Below are 19,098 nucleotides of genomic sequence, written 5' to 3'. Positions count from 1 at the left end.
CAACGACCACACCGGCCAACCCGTCAAGCGCTCGCTGACCGCCTACGACCACTAACCCTTGGCATCAATCATCTAGGGGTGTCCCGAATCGGCCAAGTCTCGCGCGGGTGCTTCGAACTGCCGCGGGGACGGGAAGGATCGCTCTTGGCATGGCGCGGCGCGCAGGCCGTGCACCGTTCCTTCTGAGGGGAGTTGGGATGCTCTACGCCATCAAGCGGCGTGCGGCGCTCACGGCCGGTGCCTTGGCGCTGGCCGCGACCGGCCTGGTCGCTGGTGCGGGGCCAGCCGCCGCCGAGTACGACAATCCACCGTCCGAGTACACCGGTTCGGCCATGTACGCAGAGAACATGAGCCTGGACAACTGCTACGCGATCGGCGAGCACCTGCTGGTGACCGGGCAGTACGCGGACTTCTACTGCGAGGGCTACCAGGTCTGGTGGTGGACCAGCTACCGCCTGTGGGTCTACTGGTAGACCGCCTCGTCGGCACTGCACTGTGCGGGCCGCTGTGCACACGGCGGCCCGCGCCATGCCGCGGAGACGGCACAACAGCATTGCGGCCCGGCGTGGAGCGCCGGGGCCAGGTCGGATCAGACGGCGACGAGAACGATCCGGGGCGAAGAATCGGAGTCGGGGACGGTGCCGAAGTCGTAGCGCACATGCTCGTGTGAGAGGGCGACCATGGAGAGCGACACGGAGCCCCAAACGCGTCCGCTCGGTGACTCCAGACGGCGTATCAGGGCCGCCGGGTTGTCCGGCGGGAGTCCGTCTCCGCGTGCGATCGGCAGCCACTCGCCCCACGCGTCTTCCGCCGGGCCGGCCGCCGGTTCTGGTCGTGCAACGGCTTGCAGCCGCGCCCGGAAGTAGGCCAGCCGGGCGTTCATCGTGGTGCGGATGTGCGGCGGGCAGGCGCCACTGCCCGCCTGGCCCTCCAGCCCGTCGTTGAGGATGACGGTCAGGCCGGCAGGCAGCTCGGTGTCCTCCACACTGCTGCCGTTCCAGCTGACCACGTGCACCCCGGATGGGCGGGCGATGAGCAGGTGGAACGGGTCGTAGCGCTCCAGCCTGTCGCTCGCGATCGGCTGGCCGCTGATCGCGATGAGCGGCAGCCCGCCCCGGGAGAACCGCTGATGCGGGTCCGCGGTGTGGCCGAAACCGTTGAGCAGGCAGGCCGCCACCGGCTCGACTCCAAGCCCGGAGCTGGGAGCGACGGCGAGCCAGGTCCCGCCCGCGTCCAGATCCAGGCCGCCGACGACGTCGGGCTGGTCCGGCCAGTAGCGGCCAGGGTGCAGCCACCTGCGGTCGGTGTACTCGTCCCGTACGGAGAGCAGGAGGACCGGCACCGCCGAGCCGGGGTCGATGCTGACGAACGCCGTGCACACGGGCGGTCCCTCCTACTCGGTCTCCAGGTGGCGGGCGGCCATGAGGATGCCGAGTGACGCGCCGGACAAGGTCAGCCGGCCGTCGTATGCCGCGTTCACCGCCTCGGTCATCTCCCACCACTCCAAGGTCATGCCGAATTCCGAGGCCGTCAGCCGCTGCTCGCCGAGGGTCAGGCCGCGTGCCACGAAGAAGTGCAGGCGCGCGGTGTTGCGGGTCATCAGGGCGACGCTGCCCAACGCCGTCCAGTCCCGGGCGGTGAGCCCGGCCTCCTCCAGGAGTTCGCGCCGGCCGGCGTCCTTGGGACTCTCCCCGGACTCGACATGGCCTCCCGGCGGGGTGACGATCTCGCCGTGGACGTACGTGACGGAGCGGACCATGCCGACCCGGCCGCGGTCGTCCACGGGGACGATCAGGGCGCCGTCCGGCTGCTCGGTCACCCACACCTCTCCCGGCTGCCCGTCCGGCCGGGTGACCTGGTCCAGGTGGACGACAAAGCGGGGCGCGATGAGCGCCGTCTCGCGGTCACGCTGCTTCCAGCTCACATCGGCCTGCCGCAGTGCAGGATGACCTGGCGGCCGGCGGCCCGGGCGGCGACCAGCGCGGTCAACCTGGTGTGCATCGTCGATGACAATGTGTCTTCCCAGTCGGAGAGTTGACGGAACTGGTGGTCGTCGTGTTCGTCGGACAGCGTGATCGACTCGACCTGCTGCCAGGTGAGGGCGCCGCCGCTGAAGAAGTAGGTGGTGACCGGCGGCCAGTCCTCGGCCGGCGGCAGGAAGTCCACGCCGATCGGCACCAGTCGGCTGGCCAGCCGGAGACCGGTCTCTTCGAGCAGTTCCCGCCTGGCCCCGTCCACCGGGGCTTCGCCGTCATCGAGTAGCCCGCCCGGTGCCCACCAGCGCTGCGGCCAGCCCTGGGCGGCCCGCCCTTCACTGTAGGAGTCGTGCACGAGCAGCGCCCGTCCTTCAGGGTCGAAGAGCAGCACACCACAGCCATGCAGGGCACGGGGCAGCGTCTCGACGAACTCCTTGCGAGGCATCCAGATCTGCACCATTGCGGGGCCCCTCGTCAGAGCGCGCGCAGGTGGGCGGGGTCGGCGGTGCCGGGGATCGGCGCCACCAGCGGGCCGAGCTCAAGCAGCCACCGCAGCGCGGCCGCCGGATCGGGCAGCAGGCCGGCGTTCAGCGGCCGGTACGGCACGTACGGGATGCCGCTGGCCAAGCAGTAGGCCAGCGCCGGATCGTCCGGCTCGGCGGCGTTGAGGCAGTTCTGTACGGCCGCGACCGTGACCAGCTCGCCGGCCTCGCGGATCTGCTCGGGCGTCACCTTGGACAGGCCGATCTCGCCGACCTTCCCCTCGTGCCGGAGCGCCGCCAGCTCGCCGACCTGATCGGCCAACGGCACTGCGGGGTCGACGCGGTGCAGGTAGCACAGGTCGATCCGCTCGGTCCCCAGGCGGCGCAGGGACGCCTCGACAGCGGCCCGCAGGTACTCGGGACGGCCCAGTGGCTTCCAGACGTTCGGTGCGGGCCGCACCATGCCGACCTTCGTGGCCAGCAGCAGCCGCTCGGAGTAGGGGTGCAGCGCGCGGCGGATCAGCTCCTCGACGGTGTGCGGCCCGTAGGCGTCGGCGGTGTCGATGTGGAGGACGCCGAGGTCGTCCACGGCGGTGCGCAGCAGCGCGACGGCGTCGGCCGGGTCGGCCGGCTCGCCCCAGGTGCCAGGGCCGGTCAGCCGCATGGTGCCCAGGCCCAGCCGGGGGACCTTCTTGCCCGCGATGGCGATTTCGTTCATGCGGCAGCCGCCCAGGAAGCGGTGATCGTCTCGACCGCCACCTCGACGGCGGCGGCGTGCCCGTCGCTGGGCACCGGAACGTGCGGGACGGCGTAGGCGCTGAGGGCCCGGTGCAGCTGCTCGTCCACGGCCTCGCGGAACTCGCTGTCCGCCCAGTCGGGATCCTTGCCCGGGTGCTCGGCCAGCGGCAGCGCCGGGTCGAGGAGGGTGGCGAGGAACACCTGCGGGCGGGGGCAGGCCAGCTGCGCCAGGGCGGTCAGATGGGACACCGCCTCGGGGTCGGGGTGCTCGCCGCGATGCCGGACCGCAGCCAGGTAGTACGCGAGCGCGTCGAAGGGGGTGCGGTCCACGATCACGACGTCCGCGGCGAGTTCGGCCTCCAAGGCGGCGTTGGCGGTGGCGTGGATGATCCAGGCGGTGGACCGGTCGGTGTGGCGCGTCATTTTCGGGAAGCCGAGTTCGGCGGCCCGCTTGGCGAAGCCGCCGGTGCGGGCGACGGTGATGCCGGTAGCGCGCAACTCCATCTCGATGCGCCTGGCGAGGGTGGTCTTGCCGGTCGAGTGCGTGCCGGCGATGCAGAGGCGAAGCGGTGTCACCACAGTTTCTGCTCCTCGGATTTGGGGGCGAGCGGGAGGGGAGCGCCGGGCATTCCGGGCGGGACGGCTGCGGCGAGCAGCGCGTCCCACGTGTCGTAGTGCCCGGCGAGGGCGATCAGCAGCAGCGCGGTGGCGTGAGCGTCGTAGGCCGCGCGGTGGCGCTGACCGGGGATGCCGGCCACGTCGATGCCGGTCATCTCGACCAGCGCGTCGAGGCTGTACCCGCCGGCCTTCGGGAAGGTCGCGCGGGCGAGCCGCAGGGTGTCCAGCACCCCGGCCGGCTTCCAGTCGGGCATGTGCCGCAGCAGGACGCCGTAGTCCACGTGCGCGTTGTGCGCGCAGATCCACACGCCCTCCAGAGAGGCGTGGATCTGGGGGCCGACCTGCTCCCAGGTCGGCGCCTGCTCGACGTCCTGGTTGCGGATGCCGTGCACCCGCCGAGCGAACGGCGTGATCGGGCTCGGCGGGCGCAGCAGGGTGGAGCGGACGGACGACGGCACCGGACTCCCGCCGACAACGGGGATCGCGGCGACCTCCACCAGCTCCGGGGGCTGTCCGCCGTTGCCTTCGACGTCCACGACGAAGACGGTGGGCCAGGTGTCGAAGTCCATCTCGGTCTCCTCTACTTCGGGTCGGTCCAGCCGATCTCGGCCCGGCCGTGCCGACGGGGGCGGTGCGGCTTGTCACGGTCGTGGACCTGGTAGCCGAAGCCGTGCTGCATGAAGTAGCGCGGCGGCTCGTTCAAGCCCTCGACGATGATGGCGCGTTCATCCACCTCAACGTCCCCGATCGCCCCGAGAGCACGGGCGGCCTCGGTGGCCTCCTCAATGCTGGGGGCCTTCCAGGAACCGCGGCAAAGGCCGAGCTGCGCCACCGGGCAGATGTCGCACAACTCCCGGATGCCGTAGTGGCCGTTGTAGTCGGCAACCTTGTGGGCGTAGGCGACGCCGCAGCTGGTCTTCCGGAACAGGGGCCCGTACGGCTCGCCCTGGTCGTCGGGCCGGCGGAAGGCGGCGAGGATCCGCCGCTCGGACTCCTCCGGCATGATCTTGCGGCGGGCGATGTCGTCGTACGGCATCGGCAGGCCGTGGTCGGCGTAGTACGTGGCGATCTCCTTGCGGAAGAACAGGCCGGTGAACACCGTTGCGTGGGCGTGCTTCGACAGCTCCAGGGCTCGCTGGATGTGCTCGTCGGAGTCGTTGAGGCCCGGCACGATCGGCCGCCAGTACAGCACCGTGCGGTAGCGCTCGGCGTGCCGGTGGAGCGTCTGCAGGCTGGCCGCGGCGATGGCCGAGTCCACCGGCTCGATCCCCGGGTGGTCGATACCGGAGTGCGTGACCAGCACCGTCAGCCGGATGCTACGGAAGGAGTTCAGGACCGCGCAGTCCTCGGGATCGACGCGCCACCTGGTGATGACCAGGACGTGGTTGGTCAGGCCCTGCTCGTCCAGCAGCCGCAGCGTCTCGAAGGTGTGCGGCTTGACGACGGGCAACATCGGGTCGGTCGCCCGGTTGAAGATCTGGATCGGCGTGCGGTGCGGCCGGAAGTACTCGTGTCCGGTCAGCAGCTCCACCGCGGCCTCGTCGCTCATCAGGGCGCGCGGCGTCTTGAGCTCGAAGTTGTCGAACAGGTGCCGCACGCAGTACCCGCAGTCCAGCGGGCAGCCCACGACGTGGTTCAGCGACAGCCCGGACTTGCGGTACTCGATGACCTCGGCGAGCTCCGGCTTGAGCCCCGCGATCTGCTCGGGGGTCAGGATCGGCAACGGACGTCGGGCCCGGGGGGCAGCGGTCGTCATCGGTGGTCCTCCTTGAGGTCGAGTAGCTGGTGCTGGCCGCCGCCGAACCACGTCCCGAAATCGCGGCGCGCGGCGCGGGGGTGGTCGGAGGTGTGGATCAGGTTCTCCACCAGGCGCTGCTGGGCGCGGGCGGCGGTGAGGCTGTCGGTGCCGAGGTCGGCGCGGATGGTGCCCGGCTCGGCCTGGGTCGGGTCGAAGTGCCCGAGGAGGCCGCGCAGCCGCTCGGGGGTGCCCGGGGCACCGTGGGCGAGCGCCACCTCCACCTCCTGGCCCACGTAGGTGGAGCGGAGGCAGCCGGGCACGTCCACTTCGAAGAGGTCCCGGTTGACCAGCAGGTCCCAGTAGTGGACGTGGATCTGCCAGTCGGCGACGACGACCCGGCGCCGGTGCACGATCCGCGCGGCCGGCTCCAGCCGGGCCAGCACCTCATCGGCCAGGCCCCGGCGCAGGCAGTCCGGCTTGAGGAGGACCACGCTCCAGCGCGACCAGTCCACCTCGCGCCGCGGGTCCCGGCTCACGCGACCGCCCCAACGGCGACCCGGGCGGGCCAGCGGCGCTCGAACTGCCAGCGGGCCCCCGGCTCCAGCGCGTCGAGGAGCTGCCGGTCGACCAGGTCCGCGGGGCAGTTGACGATCTGGCGGTGCGCCTCGAAGAGCAGCAGCACCCGCTGCCAGTACAGCGGCAGATCCAGGCCGGCGACATCGGCCGGGGAGTACTGGACCTGGTTGGTGCGCAGCAGCTCCTCGTGCTTCAGCACGGTCCGGATGTGCTTCCACGTGGTGCCGGTGGGCATCACCGGGGGCGGGAATAGCGGCGCGGCCGCAGGGCTGATGGCGGCCGTCTCCTCCAACACCCTGCCCGCGCGCTCCAAGTCCCGGACACCGACGTGCATGGACCCCACGTGGTGGGTGTAGGCACCCAGGCGCAGGCCGAGCAGGACGGCGGCGAACTCATGGATCAGGGTGAAGGAGTAGACGTCGCAGACCATGCCGCGGTTGGCGTCGTTGGCGCGCATGTAGGTGACCATGTGCAGGTAGCCGTCACGGGCCAGCAGTTGGAGCCCGACCAGGCACGGGAGGTCGGGGTGACCGATCTCGTCCAGGTCGCCGGACTCGAACACCGGCAGGTACGCGCGCTTGCTGTCCTTCTCGGCCCGCAGCAGCTCCAGCGCGCGGTCGAACGCGGAGGGGTCGCCGTTCCGCTGGGGAGCGAAGATCCGGGCTCCGTAGGACGAGCCCTCGATCGTTGTCCCGTCGCGTGAGTCCGCCCGGCGGCGGCTCGCGTAGTGGCCGATCAGGTCCAGGCTCCGCAGGCCGCCCAAGTACCAGAGCGCTTCCGCGTAGTGGTACACGGGGTTGACCGGCCTGCTCGTCAGGTACAGGGCGCGCTGGCGCGGGTCGGTGAGCCGGAAGGTGGCGCCGATGATCTCGTGGCTGTCGTTGCCCCGGGCGGTGTTGACGTGCTCGTGGTTCTCGGTGACGTGCCGCAGGACGGCGGCGTAGGCGCGCTGAAACGTGGGGAACACGGCGGGTGCGATCACGCTGAACTCCACTTCATGGGATAGAGCTCGGGAGGTGCGTCACGTCCACGGCGGGGAGCGCGGCGGCGCCGGCCGACGCGCCGGCGATCAGGTCTGCTTCATCAGGTAGTGGAGGCTCTGCCGGCCTTCACCCAGGTGCTTGAGGGCGGCCTTCGCCGCCTTGTTGACCTGCTCCCGCGTGGTGTGGCCGCCGGTGCGATTGAAGAGAGGCGCAACGGCGCAGAGGGCCCGGAGGAAAGGGAGGACGGCCCCGGCGATTCCCGTACGCCCGTTGGGGTTCGCCAGTTCTTCAATGTCGAGGCGCAGGGTGTTGAGGCGGTGCTCGATCAGGCGGCCCAACAGTTCGTTCGCTGTGGTGTTGACGTCCACCATGGTTGCGAGGAAGGGGCGACGGGCCAAGACGTCCAGCGCCCCGGTCCTCACGACATCGGTGAGGCCCTCGCGTGCCTGTTCCGCGTCGATGCGGTCGACGTCGAACATGACGATCAGATCAACCCAGGCGGTGAGCGCGCCGAGGAGCCGGGCCCGGCTGGCGGCACTCTCGTCCGGCACCGTGTAGCCGAGCACGAGGAGCACGGCGAGCAACTGGTCGACATCGGCGATCGGCGGCCTGTCCACCGGGCCGCGGCCTCGCGGGTCTTCGATCATCGGGGTGTTCCTCTTCTTGCCTTCGTCGGGCCGCCGTCGTGGCGGCCCGACCGAGGGCTCTTGTGGGTCGTCAGGTCTGGGCTGATCCCTGGACGGTCAGCTACCTGGTGCCGATGCTGTGCCAGGCGGGCGGGGTCCACAGCGGGTTGGCGGGGTCGCCGGTCGCGTGCAGGGCGGAGGACCAGGTCGTGAGGTCCGGGCGGCCGGCGGCGTCCCACGCCATGACGCGGTCGGCGGTGGCCTGCGCGAGTGCGGTGGTCTGCTCGCTGCTGTCGGTCGGGTAGAGGCCGTCCGGCATCACGAACACCCCCGCCCGCTCGTCCTCGGCGACGAGGGCACACCCGTTGTAGGCCGCGCCCTCGGAGACGGCGCAGGTGATGCAGGTGTCCTGCCCCGCCAGGAACATCCACAGGTCGCCGAACGCGGCGCGGTCGAGGCCGTCGGGGAACGGCCCGTCGAACCGGCCGACGGGCTTCGGGAGGTAGACACCGCGGGTCGCCGGCGGGGTCGGGCGGTCGCCGTGGGCCGACGGCGCCACGTGCGGGGCAGGGGCGGCGATGCGAGCCAGGGGGTGCATGCCGCCGTGAGCGAGCGGGGCGAGGATGAACCCGAGCGTGCCGCCGGTGATGCTGGAGATCAGCGCCGCGTTCCAGCCTGTGCCGGTGCCGATCTCCAGCACATGCATGCCCGGTCGCAGATCGGCGGCCTCCAGCGTCTCCGCCACGATCGACGGCTGCGAGGTGAAGGAGGTGGTGCCGGCCGCGTCGGGCAGGTGGTTCACGGTGCCGTGGTCGGAGTAGATGAGCTCCAACTCCTCGGCGGTGGGCTGCTCGGGGTCGGCGTAGTGGCCGGCGACGAACAGGTGCCGGGGGGCGCTGCGCAAGACGTGGGCGACGGCCTCGGTGCGGACGGTGCCCTTGTCGATCAGGTCCTGCACGAAGCGGTCGGCGGTCTGCCGCCAGGCGGGCGGGGCGGTGATGGTCACGGGAGACTCCTTGACGGTGGACGGCGAAGGCGCTGTCGACCCGGGCCGTCTGGCCCGGTGCCCGGGAGGCACCGGGCGGGGCATCAGGACCGCTCGTTCGGCGGCGAGTTGCACAACACCCGGCGATCGGCGGGAGCGTCGCTGCGCCGGTCTCGTGGGCTGGCCTCCCCGGCCTGGTGTCGTAGTGGGCCGGGGAAGGGTTTGGCCCGGGCCGGGCGGCAGCGGCAGCGGCACATCCGCCCGGCCCAGGGGCTCAGTGGGGGACGGGCACACCCTCCTGCAACAGCGGCAGCCACCGACCGTCAGCGCGGGCCTTGAGGGCCTCGCGGACGCGGCGGGCGGTGTACGGCGCGACGTCGGGGTGCGAGTCGAAATCGTCGGGGTGCACCCACTCGAAACCGCCGATCTCAGAGACGGCGCCCACCGGCACCCGCAGCGCCGCCACCTGGTCCGCGCCGAGGACACCCAGGTCGAACACGAAGTTCACGCCCTCGTTCGAGCCCGTGTCGGGATCGGCCTTTACCTGGTCGACAGCCACCAGCTTGCCGGGCTCGAGGTGCATGCCGGTCTCCTCGGCCAACTCCCGGCGGGCCGCCGTGTGGAACGGCTCACCCCCGAAGGCCGCGCCGCCCGGCAGGATCAGGCCCTTCCCGTACAACGTGCGCACGAACAGCGCGAGTCCGTCCTCGTCCGTCGCCACGCACACGCACCCGGCGCGCCGCCTCGGGTGGTTGTCACGCGGAATCTCGGTGTGTCCCATGCCAGTTACCCCCTGGTCGCTATCAGAACTGGATGATCTCGTCGTCGTGCGGCTCACCGCGCCCGCTGGTCTGCTCGCCGGTATGCGCGTTGGTGGCGTCGTGCGGCTGGTAGCGGTTGGCAACGTTCGTCAGCAGGCCCTTCGCCGCCCGTACGGCCTGGTGAATCTCGCTCTTCGAGCCGCTGTAGTCCCCCGAGTCGGCGGCGAGTTTGGCGTTGCCGACGTGGTAGTCGATGCGTTCGAGCCCCTGTTCCGGGGTGTCCCTGGCCGCCAACTTCCGCTCCGAGCTTGTGAGTTCGAATGGTGGACCCCGCCCGCCGTCTGGGGCGGGGGTTGTGCAGCCCGGCGGGGCGTACAGGCTCCGCCGGAAGTCGAGAGGTGGTCGCCCTGGCCCGGTGTCGGAGTTGGGCCAGGACGACTGGCGCGCCGCCCGCGCGCCCTTCCGCCGGGTGGAGCCGGCGAGAATCGGAAGGGTCACCGCTCCGGCGATGGAACGGCAACCATGTGCCCGGCAGGGGCTCAGACGGCCCCGTCCCGGCGGAGGGCCATGTACGTGCGGGTCGGTCCACTTGCCCAGGCTCGGGGCGATGCGCCACCGCACGGTGGCCGCCTCATCCACCGGAGAGGGCAGACCGATCACACCGCCGGTGCGCATCTGCACCAAGGGCAAGATCGGGACCGACCAGGGCGGTGCACCAGCGGGAGGAACTGACGTCAAAAATGCGGTAGTTGTTCCGATCTGAGATCCGTACAGGCTGTACTGGAGGACCGGCCCGAGCGGGCTCGCGAGCGCGCCCGTCCGGTCCAGCATTTCGAGTTGCCGCGCGGCGGCCGGGCCAAGCCGACCGGGCACCTCTACGGCCGCGAATCCGTGGCCGACCGGGACCGGCACCAGCTGGCGGTGTGCCCACGCACTGATGGCCTTCTTCGGGTCGGCCGTCAGGTCAGCGAACTGCTGGATCAGCCGGAGCGGGGTTCGCTGCCGGGCCGGCAGCCTCGCCGTCGTCGTTGCCACATCGACCTCTCTTCACACGGGTGTGCTGATCTCCACCGGATTTGTCAGGACGGTGTCGGCTCGGGAGCCGGCGGGTTTCCTACGCGACAGCCGCATGTCGTCGGGTCAGGCAGAGGCGGGTGACCTGGATCGCGGAGGTGAGGGCAGCGCGCGCCGGAGAACACGCGCGGAGACAGGCTGGTTCGTGCGGGACTGGCGGCGCGGCGGCGGCACGGGAACCTTGAGTCGCATCTCGGCCCAGACCTTCTTGCCGCCGGCCGTCGGTACCGCGCCCCAGTTCTCGGACAGCCCCGCGACCAGGAGCAGCCCACGGCCGGACAACGCCACGGGGTTGGCCTCGGCGCCAGTCGGGACGTACGGCATCGCCCGACTCAGGTCATGCACCGTCACCACCAGACTTCCCCCGTCCGGGGAGAGGTGCAGGGAGACGTGATGAACGCCCGGCGGGCTGTGTTGTGCAGCGTTCGCCACCAATTCGCCGACCACATAGAGCGTGTCGTCCATGTCACCGCCGTCCAGACCCCAGGAGGCCAACACGTCCCGGGCCCGATGCCGCACCAGGCGGACGCTGGCCAGCCGGCCTTCCATCTCGGGCGCGGTCGCCACGATCGTCATCCGCTCGATGAAACCCGGATCGGCCCTCACCGCTGCACCCCCGACCCAACGAACCCCGGCGTCGTGACCGGAGTCCGCACGGTGACCAGGGTGACCCCGTATTCACCGAGGCCAGCCGCGATCCGCCTCCACAGCCGCGGGTCAGCGGTGACCATCCCGCGGTGAACGGTGACGACCTCAGAGATCGAGCCAGCGGCGGCGAGGGCGACGACCTCCTGCCAACCGGTGCGGTCCTCGACGGGCAGCAGCTCATCGGTGTCGGTGACGACAGTGGAGATGGACAGCCCGTCAGCCGCAGCGCGCTGCGTGCACCACTCCGCCAGGAGCGGCTGGCCAGCCGGGTCCTCGGTGGCGCACAGGTAGATGACGGCGGTTCTGGTGGTGCGCATGGGGATGCTCCTGTGTGGACGACACAGTTGGTCGCCGTGCCCGGCTTCGTCGAGGCGCGGCCGGGCACGGCAGTTCTGAGGGGGCGCCGCTGGGAGCCGGCCGCGGTGTTGCTCGGGCTGGCACCAGGCAAGGTCTGAGGCTGATCACGCCGGAGGACGTGCGGCAGCAGGGCGCTGACTCTTCCGGGAGGGGCGGGGCCCCGGGCGCTGAGGGGGAGCGCACCCGGGGCCGCTGTGCGTGCGGCGTGACTACTCGTCGTCGCCGGTGTGCTCGTGTTGGTTGCCGCTGTTGTCGCCGTCGTTGTGGTGGACGTTGTTGCCGTCGCTCATGGGTCCGCCCTTCCGGGAGAGGCTGCCGGGACCGGCAGCGCTTACGTGGGGTCGTGCCGCATGCAGTTGCGCGGTACGAGACGGCCGGGCAGAACCAGACGGAGGATCAGACTCCGTACGGCGTCCGGCTGCTGACATTCAGTGAACCGTCCACGCCGCAAGTCGAGATAGGTCATTCTGAGGGCGCTGTCTTCACGTGCCTAGGACATTTCTGAGGCAAGCAGCGCGCGGAGGGCGAACGGGGTCGCACTCCCGGGACCGAGGAGCACCCATGGCAGAGGGCCGCCCGAACGCAGTGCTCAGAAGCCTCATGAAGCACGCTGGCCTGTCCGCCGAGGACCTGGCCGAGGCGATCAACGCGGCCGGCGAGCCGCGGTTCGGAGAACGGGGGAACACGACCGGGCGGCACGTTCGGCGGTGGTTGTCCGGTGTGACCGTCCAGCCCCAGTTGCCCCATCTCGTAGGGATGATGGATACGTTCGGGCTGGAAGGTGCCGACCTCGGGTTCACTCTTTCGGTTAAGAGATCACGTGAGGTTGCCCAGTATCACCCGGCCTCTACGCTGCTGGTGGAGACCACCGCAGCCGAGGAGGACCACGTGCTTCGCAGACACTTCATGCTCGCGGGCGCCGGCCAGCTGCTCAGCATCGCTTTTGCTCCGTTGCCGACGTCCGGACGGATGGGGGCGAGCGATGTCGAGCGCATCAGGCAGAGCGTAGGCCGCCTGCATACCGTGGACGACCTCTACGGCGGCGAGCAACTTGCCGATGTAGCTGAGCAGTTCGTAACCCAGATCGAGGGCGCGATGGGGCGCTGCCACTACGGGCCGCGGGTGGAGAAGGCGCTGTACCAGGTACTCGGGGAGCTTCATGCCAGCGCGGGCTGGTTCTCGTTCGACTCCGGTGACCAGGCCCGGGCCAGCAGGAACTTCGACAGCGCGCTCCGCGCTTCCCTCCTGGCAGGCGACCGGATGCTCCAGGCCCGCGTCTGGGCGTACATGTCCCGGCAGAGCTGGGAGCTGGGCCGGGCGACGGAGACCGTCACTACCGCACGCGCCGCCCTCGACATCACGCGCAACGCCCGCGACCACAGGCTGAGCGCCCTCCTGCACGGCCGCCTGGCGCTCGGCTACTCGGCCGCAGGGCAGGGCGCCCGGTGCGGGACAGCCCTCGCCCGGGCAGAGACTGCCCTTGATCGTATCGGTGATGACCCGGCCGCAGCCTGGCTCGCCTTCGTTGGTGCGGGGGAGGTGATGGGCGCTGCGGCGATGGCTCACATGAGCCTCGGCCAGCCCGACCGCGCCGCATACCAGGAGGAGCAGGGCATGCAGCTGCTCGACCCCCGTTTCCGCCGGAACCAGTTCGCCAAGGCGACCCACCTCGCCGAGTGCTACCTCGCCGCCAACCGACTGGAGGAAGCCGTCCAGATCGCCGGCACGGCGCTCAGCCTCTACCCGACGGTGAACTGCCCGCGTTGGGCGACGCACCTCGGGGCCTTCCGGAACAACTTGGCTGGGCGTGATCTTCCCGAGGCCGCAGACTTCGTGGAACGCTACGACCTCGTCGTCACCGCCGCCGCATGAGGACCAGGAGCAGCAACGTGGCCGCCACCCAGCCCCAGCATCAGCAGCCCCAGACCTTCACCGTCAGCTACTACACCGCCGCCGACCTGCCCGCGATCGAGGAGCAGCTGATCGAGGTGTACGCAGAGGTCTACGCGGCGGAGGCGGCGAAGGACTCATTCTTCTCCGTCGAGCGGTTCACCGACCGCCTCCACCGCCACGTCTCTGGTTCGCGCTGGGGCTGCGCGCTCGGCACAGCCGAGGGCGCTCCGATTGGCTATGCCTACGGCTTCGCGCGGAACAGCTCGTACCAGTGGGGCGGCCTCATCACCCCGGTGCCGGCCGATCTGATCGCGGAGAACGACACCCGCACGTTCGCACTGTGCGAGGTGATGGTCCGCCAGAACTGGCGCGGCACCGGCACCGCGCACACCCTGCACGAGGAACTGCTTTCCCACCGTCCCGAGGAGCGTTCACATCTCCTCGTCGAAGAGGAGCACCCTCGAGTGAGAGCCCTCTACGAGCGGTGGGGGTACAACGCGATGGGCGTCATGCAGCCGTACGACGACGGCCCCCGCTACACCTCCATGCTGCGCCCGATCGTTCTCTGACCTGGCATCACTACAGGCACCCGAGCGAGAGCGAGGCGCTGGATCCCGACGTCGGTCAGGTCGAGCCGTACACCGCCGTTGTGGGGGCGGACAGGATGGCACAAACCGCTCTGGACCGGATGGGCCGTCAGCTAGCCGTGGCGGGCTGCTCCTGCTGCTGAGGCTCCGCAGGGCGGTTCCGCCGCTGCGGAGCCCTCGCCGGTGCCGCCGGCGGTTCCGGCTCCGGCGGCGCGCTCAGCTTCTTGTACGGCAGTTTGGCGATCCGGGCCCTGCTCGCCAAGCCGGTGTCGTAGGTGACCAGCGTTACCCGCTCGCCTACCAGCGGCTGCACCGCCAGCGTCCGGTCCACGATCTCGTCATCTGCGTCCGGCAATCGGACGTGCTGCGGCGAATCTACGAGCAGCTCGACGGTCACCCGCTGCTCGGGGTTGCGGTTGGCCAAGCGTTCCTCATCCGACTGGCCGTGCAGAACGGCCGTCGTCGAGTGCGAGCCTTCGAAGATGCTGTCGATGACTTGGAGAGAATGACGCGCCCGCCAGCGGACGTGCTGCTTGCTGGCTTCCTTGAGCCTGTCGAGTTCATCGATGACGACCATCGGCATGATCAAGCAGTAGCTGCTGCAGGGCGCACCGAGCAGCGAGTGGAACTTGATCTCCTCCAGCTTGTCGGGGTGCTGGATGAACACCGAGGTGTCGAACACGAGGACGTAGTCGAAGCTCTCCCAGCGGTCCCACTTGCGGATGCTCGCCTGGAGGTCGTCCACAGCGGCCTTGAGTGCCCGGGAGCGCTGCGACAGTTCGAGCTGCACCAGCTGGTACGTCACCCTCATCATGTGGGCAGCGCCGAGATCTGCCGCACCAGCGAGCAACTGGTCGTGCCGGCGGGTGAGGATGAGCCTGTCGAGGTCTGCGGGGCTGACTACCCCCTCCAGGCTGTAGATCGAGTCGCTCACCCACTCCAGGTACTCCAGGAGCAACTGACCGGCACTGAACCTGCCGCTGCCGGTGTACAGGTTGGTGACCGCTATGGACACCGTCCGTAAGGTACTGAGGGCCTGGTCGCGGTTCGTGCCGGGGAGTAGCGAGAGCTGCATCCCTCGATGCTCCCAGTTCGATCACGCGTACGTCAGGTCCTTTGCGCTGAGCCGTAGCGCGGCCCGCTCCATGACCCCGGGGTGGGCCGGGACGCCGGGGCGCGATGTTCCCGCACTCGGATCGCGATCGGTCGTGACCGGCCAATCACCGCAGGTCACGGCATATATGCAGACTGGTGCCCAGAGCCGGACTCGAACCGGCACGGCCTTCCGGCCAAGCAGTTTTAAGCTGCCCGTGTCTGCGTTCCACCATCTGGGCCTGGGAGCGCATTGAGCTCGATTGCTGAGCCTAGTCGGCCGGGCGACGGTTTCGCATATTTCCAGGGACGGAAGTTGTCATGCTTCCATGCCATCTGACGAAGCGTCTGTCATTTCGGCCACCCTTCGGTGGTTCTCGGCCACCCGCCGCTCTCGGGGATTGAGTCATACCGGAGGAGGAGGGCCCGGCGGCGGTCGTACGCCTGCGGGCGGGGCGGCAACCGTTCGACGGAGCGACGAATTTCCATGATCACGAAGGAGAGGATGGGATAGCGGTCGCCGGCACGTGCGGGCCGCCCTCCAGTGACGAACCAGCATCTCCCGGACAGGAGTCCCCTTCGTGAGCACCTCGACCGCGTACGCAGCCCACACCGGTCTGGCGGCGGCCCGCGCCACCGGTCTCAACAAGGTCTACGGCGAAGGCGACACCCGCGTCGTCGCGCTCGACAACGTCTCGGTCTCCTTCGGCCAGGGCGAGTTCACCGCGATCATGGGCCCGTCCGGCTCCGGCAAGTCCACCCTGATGCACTGCATGGCGGGCCTGGACACGGTCAGCTCCGGCTCGGCGACCATCGGCGAGACCGAACTGGTCGGCCTGAAGGACAAGCAGCTGACCAAGCTGCGCCGCGACAAGATCGGCTTCGTCTTCCAGGCGTTCAACCTGCTGCCGACGCTGACCGCGCTGGAGAACATCACGCTGCCGATGGACATCGCCGGCCGCAAGGTCGACAAGGCCTGGCTGGACCGCGTGGTGGAGACCGTCGGCCTGTCCGGCCGGCTCTCGCACCGCCCGGCGCAGCTGTCCGGCGGCCAGCAGCAGCGCGTGGCCTGTGCCCGCGCGCTGGCCTCCAAGCCGGAGATCATCTTCGCCGACGAGCCCACCGGCAACCTGGACTCCCGCTCCGGCGCCGAGATCCTGTCCTTCCTGCGCAACTCGGTGCGCGAACTCGGCCAGACCGTGGTGATGGTCACCCACGACCCGGTGGCCGCCTCCTACGCGGACCGCGTGGTGTTCCTCGCCGACGGCCGGATCGTCGACGAGCTGACCAACCCCACCGCCGACTCCGTCCTCGACCGGATGCGTCGTTTCGACGCCAAGGGCCGCACCAGCTGACGGACCCTCAGCAGCCGACCGACCACACCACCCCAGGACTGACCCCATGTATCGCACCGCACTGCGCAATGTGCTGGCCCACAAGGGCCGACTGCTGATGACGGCACTCGCCGTCATGCTGGGCACCGCCTTCGTCGCCGGCACCCTGGTGTTCTCGGACACCATGGGCCAGGCCGTCCGCAACAGCTACTCCAAGAGCTACTCCGACGTCTCGGTGCTGGTCTCCGACAAGTGGTCCCGCAGCGCCGAGAACGGCCCGAAGGCGGCCGGCGAGAAGAAGCGCGAGGCGCTGACCGACGCCACCGTGAAGGACTTCGCCGCCCTGCCGGGCGTCGAGCGGGCCCGCGGCGTGGTCACCGGCTTCACCGCCGTCGCCGACAAGAAGGGCAACCTGATCGGCGAGGCGTGGAGCGCCCAGGGCTCCAACTTCGCCCCGGACGCCTCCGGCCAGGACTCCCGCTACCCGATGGTGCAGGGCCGCGGCCCGAAGGCGGCCGGCGAGATCGCGCTCAACAAGCAGGCCGCCGACAAGGCCGGCTACCAGGTCGGCGACAAGGTCCGGGTGGCCGGCAACGGCGCCGCCGAGGACACCACGCTCACCGGCGTGTTCACCTCCGACGACCCGCAGGTCACCTCCGGCGGCACCCTGGTGCTGATGGACACCGCCACCGCCCAGCAGCGCCTGCTGGAGGCCGGCCACTACAGCTCGATCGCGCTGACCGCCAAGTCCGGCGTCGCGGAGAGCGCGCTGCTGGACGCGGCCAAGGCCAAGCTGCCCGCCGACGTCTTCGACCTGGAGACCGGCCAGCAGCTCAAGGACGAGCAGTCCGAGATGGTGACCCGGTCGGTCACCGGCATGAAGAGCATGCTCCTGGTGTTCGCCGGCATCTCGCTGTTCGTCGGCATCTTCATCATCGTCAACACCTTCACCATGCTGATCGCGCAGCGCCTGAAGGAGTTGGCGCTGCTGCGCGCGGTCGGCGCCAGCCGTCGCCAGGTCACCAACTCGGTGCTGGTCGAGGCGCTGATGATCGGCGTGATCGCCTCCGTGTCCGGTCTGCTGCTCGGCATCGGCATCGGCGCCGGCATGCAGTCCCTGCTGGCCGGCGTGAACGAGGGCATGCCCACCGGTTCGCTGGTGATCGCCCCGGCCACCGTGATCGGCACCCTGGTGACCGGCATCGTGGTCACCGTGCTCTCCGCGCTGATCCCGGCGATCCGCGCCTCCCGGATCCCCCCGGTGGCGGCGATGAGCAGCGGCGACCTGCCCAGCACCCAGCGCGGCCTGGTGGTCCGCAACTCGATCGGCACGCTGCTGGCCGGCGGCGGCATCGCCCTGATCCTGCTCGGCGCGTTCAGCAAGGGCAGCGGCGGTCGGACCTACCTGGAGCTCGGCGCCCCGGTCACCCTGATCGGCGTGTTCGTCCTGCTGCCGCTGCTGTCCCGGCCGGTGGTCGCCCTGGTCGGCCCGCTGCTGGGCAAGGTGTTCGGCACCCCCGGCAAGCTGGCCCGCCGCAACGCGGTCCGCAACCCGCGCCGCACCGCCAGCACCGCGGCCGCGCTGACCATCGGCCTGACCCTGGTCACCGCCGTGACGGTGATCGGCAACTCGGTCACCAGCACCGTCACCCGGCTCGTCGCCGGCTCGATGAAGGCCGACTACACGGTCTCGATGGCCAACCACGACGAGGTGGCGCGCGAGCTCGCCCCGGTGATCGCCAAGGCGAACGGGGTGACCGCGGCCAGCCCGGTCGGCAACGTGATGTGGACGATGGCCGGGGACCGCAAGGCCGTCCAGGGCTTCGACGCCGCCGCCTTCGACCAGCTGGTGAAGGTCGACATGACGTCCGGCTCGACCGGTGCGCTGAAGCAGGGCCAGATTCTGGTCAACGACGAGTTCGCCGGGAAGCACCAGCTCCACCAGGGCTCCACCCTCAAGCTTGAGGTGGACGGCGGCAAGACGGTCGACCTCACCGTCGGCGGCGTGTTCGAACGCAATGACGCCCTGTCGCCGGTCATCGCGTCCAACACGCTGATCGACCAGTACGACTCCGACTCCTTCGTCACCGAGATCCTGGTCAAGGGCAAGGACGGCGCGACCCCCGCGCTCAAGCAGGCCGTCAAGGAGGCCACCGGCAGCAACCCGGTGATCCAGGTGCTCACCGAGAAGGACAAGGTCGACGAGTTCAGCCGGATCATCACGACGATGCTGAACATCATGTACGGCCTGCTCGGCATGGCGGTGCTGGTCGCGGTCCTCGGTGTGATCAACACGCTGGCCATGTCGGTGTTCGAGCGCAAGCGCGAGATCGGCATGCTGCGGGCGATCGGCCTGGACCGGCGCGGCATCAAGCGGATGGTCCGCATCGAGTCCGTGGTGATCTCGCTGTTCGGCGCCCTGATCGGCGTGGGGCTCGGCTGCTTCCTGGCCTGGGCGGCCATCCGGGTGCTCGCCGCCGACCTGAACGGGCTGACCACCGCGGTCCCGTACGGCAGTGTGGCGCTCTTCCTCCTGCTGGCCGCGCTGGTCGGCATCATCGCCGCCCTCTGGCCGGCCCGCCGGGCCTCCCGGATGGACATCCTCAGCAGCATCAAGACCGACTGACGGC

The 19,098-nt window shown here is 70.1% G+C and carries 21 protein-coding genes and 1 tRNA gene; 5 read left to right on the top strand and 17 right to left on the bottom strand.

Annotation, left to right across the window (positions count from 1 at the left end; genetic code table 11):
* The first annotated feature begins 197 nt into the window (after positions 1 to 197).
* Positions 198 to 473, top strand: a complete 276-nt coding sequence (locus IEZ12_RS28715; RefSeq protein WP_189275953.1) for a hypothetical protein — start codon at positions 198 to 200, stop codon at positions 471 to 473.
* A gap of 116 nt (positions 474 to 589) precedes the next feature.
* Here the strand turns inward: IEZ12_RS28715 and IEZ12_RS28710 are convergent, their stop codons facing one another.
* From IEZ12_RS28710 to IEZ12_RS28640, 15 genes are all read right to left on the bottom strand, one after another.
* On the bottom strand, positions 590 to 1,381 hold the full coding sequence (locus tag IEZ12_RS28710) for an NRDE family protein (protein WP_189275951.1): 792 nt from the start codon (positions 1,379 to 1,381) through the stop codon (positions 590 to 592).
* 12 nt (positions 1,382 to 1,393) lie between these two features.
* A complete protein-coding gene (locus IEZ12_RS28705) occupies positions 1,394 to 1,924 on the bottom strand; it encodes an NUDIX domain-containing protein (RefSeq protein WP_189275949.1) in 531 nt (176 codons plus the stop codon).
* On the bottom strand, positions 1,921 to 2,436 hold the full coding sequence (locus IEZ12_RS28700; protein ID WP_189275947.1) for an NUDIX domain-containing protein: 516 nt from the start codon (positions 2,434 to 2,436) through the stop codon (positions 1,921 to 1,923). Before IEZ12_RS28700 ends, IEZ12_RS28705 begins: the two co-directional genes overlap by 4 nt.
* A gap of 14 nt (positions 2,437 to 2,450) precedes the next feature.
* Positions 2,451 to 3,176: an aldo/keto reductase gene (locus tag IEZ12_RS28695; protein WP_189275945.1), complete on the bottom strand. Its 726-nt coding sequence runs from the start codon at positions 3,174 to 3,176 to the stop codon at positions 2,451 to 2,453.
* Positions 3,173 to 3,772: an AAA family ATPase gene (locus tag IEZ12_RS28690; protein WP_189275943.1), complete on the bottom strand. Its 600-nt coding sequence runs from the start codon at positions 3,770 to 3,772 to the stop codon at positions 3,173 to 3,175. The genes IEZ12_RS28695 and IEZ12_RS28690 overlap by 4 nt, the downstream gene beginning before the upstream one ends.
* The gene (locus tag IEZ12_RS28685; RefSeq protein ID WP_189275941.1) at positions 3,769 to 4,383 is read right to left on the bottom strand and encodes a 3'-5' exonuclease; all 615 of its coding nucleotides are present in this window, start codon (positions 4,381 to 4,383) and stop codon (positions 3,769 to 3,771) included. Before IEZ12_RS28685 ends, IEZ12_RS28690 begins: the two co-directional genes overlap by 4 nt.
* A gap of 11 nt (positions 4,384 to 4,394) precedes the next feature.
* Positions 4,395 to 5,570 carry a radical SAM protein gene (locus IEZ12_RS28680; protein WP_189275940.1) on the bottom strand — a complete coding sequence of 392 codons (1,176 nt, stop codon included), beginning with the start codon at positions 5,568 to 5,570 and terminating at the stop codon, positions 4,395 to 4,397.
* On the bottom strand, positions 5,567 to 6,088 hold the full coding sequence (locus tag IEZ12_RS28675) for a nucleoside-diphosphate kinase (protein WP_229848208.1): 522 nt from the start codon (positions 6,086 to 6,088) through the stop codon (positions 5,567 to 5,569). Before IEZ12_RS28675 ends, IEZ12_RS28680 begins: the two co-directional genes overlap by 4 nt.
* Positions 6,085 to 7,110: a thymidylate synthase gene (locus IEZ12_RS28670; protein WP_229848206.1), complete on the bottom strand. Its 1,026-nt coding sequence runs from the start codon at positions 7,108 to 7,110 to the stop codon at positions 6,085 to 6,087. The genes IEZ12_RS28675 and IEZ12_RS28670 overlap by 4 nt, the downstream gene beginning before the upstream one ends.
* Positions 7,111 to 7,197: 87 nt before the next feature.
* Positions 7,198 to 7,758, bottom strand: a complete 561-nt coding sequence (locus tag IEZ12_RS28665; RefSeq protein WP_189275939.1) for a hypothetical protein — start codon at positions 7,756 to 7,758, stop codon at positions 7,198 to 7,200.
* 100 nt (positions 7,759 to 7,858) lie between these two features.
* Complete coding sequence (locus IEZ12_RS28660) at positions 7,859 to 8,743, bottom strand: protein-L-isoaspartate O-methyltransferase family protein (RefSeq protein WP_189275938.1); 885 nt, start codon at positions 8,741 to 8,743, stop codon at positions 7,859 to 7,861.
* A gap of 253 nt (positions 8,744 to 8,996) precedes the next feature.
* Positions 8,997 to 9,503, bottom strand: a complete 507-nt coding sequence (locus IEZ12_RS28655; RefSeq protein WP_268250276.1) for an NUDIX domain-containing protein — start codon at positions 9,501 to 9,503, stop codon at positions 8,997 to 8,999.
* A gap of 22 nt (positions 9,504 to 9,525) precedes the next feature.
* Positions 9,526 to 9,777, bottom strand: a complete 252-nt coding sequence (locus IEZ12_RS28650; RefSeq protein WP_189275935.1) for a hypothetical protein — start codon at positions 9,775 to 9,777, stop codon at positions 9,526 to 9,528.
* Positions 9,778 to 10,623: 846 nt separating this feature from the next.
* Positions 10,624 to 11,133, bottom strand: coding sequence for an ATP-binding protein (locus IEZ12_RS28645; RefSeq protein WP_189275933.1), 510 nt, complete (start codon positions 11,131 to 11,133; stop codon positions 10,624 to 10,626).
* Positions 11,134 to 11,159: 26 nt separating this feature from the next.
* On the bottom strand, positions 11,160 to 11,522 hold the full coding sequence (locus IEZ12_RS28640) for a hypothetical protein (RefSeq protein WP_189275931.1): 363 nt from the start codon (positions 11,520 to 11,522) through the stop codon (positions 11,160 to 11,162).
* Positions 11,523 to 12,123: 601 nt separating this feature from the next.
* Between IEZ12_RS28640 and IEZ12_RS28635 the strand changes: the two genes are divergently transcribed.
* Together IEZ12_RS28635 and IEZ12_RS28630 are read left to right on the top strand one after the other, a co-directional pair.
* Positions 12,124 to 13,434, top strand: coding sequence for an NsdA family TPR-like regulatory protein (locus tag IEZ12_RS28635; RefSeq protein WP_189275929.1), 1,311 nt, complete (start codon positions 12,124 to 12,126; stop codon positions 13,432 to 13,434).
* A gap of 17 nt (positions 13,435 to 13,451) precedes the next feature.
* Entirely contained in the window at positions 13,452 to 14,024 is a 573-nt protein-coding gene (locus tag IEZ12_RS28630) for a GNAT family N-acetyltransferase (protein ID WP_229848204.1), read from the top strand.
* Positions 14,025 to 14,151: 127 nt separating this feature from the next.
* On the opposite strand, the gene IEZ12_RS28625 is transcribed toward IEZ12_RS28630, so the two are convergent.
* Positions 14,152 to 15,117 (bottom strand): PIN domain-containing protein, encoded by a 966-nt coding sequence (locus tag IEZ12_RS28625; protein WP_189275924.1) that lies wholly within the window; start codon positions 15,115 to 15,117, stop codon positions 14,152 to 14,154.
* A 174-nt stretch (positions 15,118 to 15,291) separates the two neighbouring features.
* Positions 15,292 to 15,376, bottom strand: a tRNA-Leu gene (locus IEZ12_RS28620).
* Between the two features lie 339 nt (positions 15,377 to 15,715).
* Here IEZ12_RS28620 and IEZ12_RS28615 point away from each other — a divergent pair.
* Entirely contained in the window at positions 15,716 to 16,489 is a 774-nt protein-coding gene (locus IEZ12_RS28615) for an ABC transporter ATP-binding protein (RefSeq protein WP_043915787.1), read from the top strand.
* Positions 16,490 to 16,535: 46 nt separating this feature from the next.
* A complete protein-coding gene (locus IEZ12_RS28610; RefSeq protein ID WP_189275923.1) occupies positions 16,536 to 19,094 on the top strand; it encodes an ABC transporter permease in 2,559 nt (852 codons plus the stop codon).
* Positions 19,095 to 19,098: the final 4 nt, after the last annotated feature.

The organism is Kitasatospora griseola (assembly GCF_014648555.1).
Lineage (GTDB): Bacteria > Actinomycetota > Actinomycetes > Streptomycetales > Streptomycetaceae > Kitasatospora > Kitasatospora griseola.
Note: the sequence above shows the minus strand (reverse complement) of the source record. Positions and strands in the feature narration are given on the sequence as shown.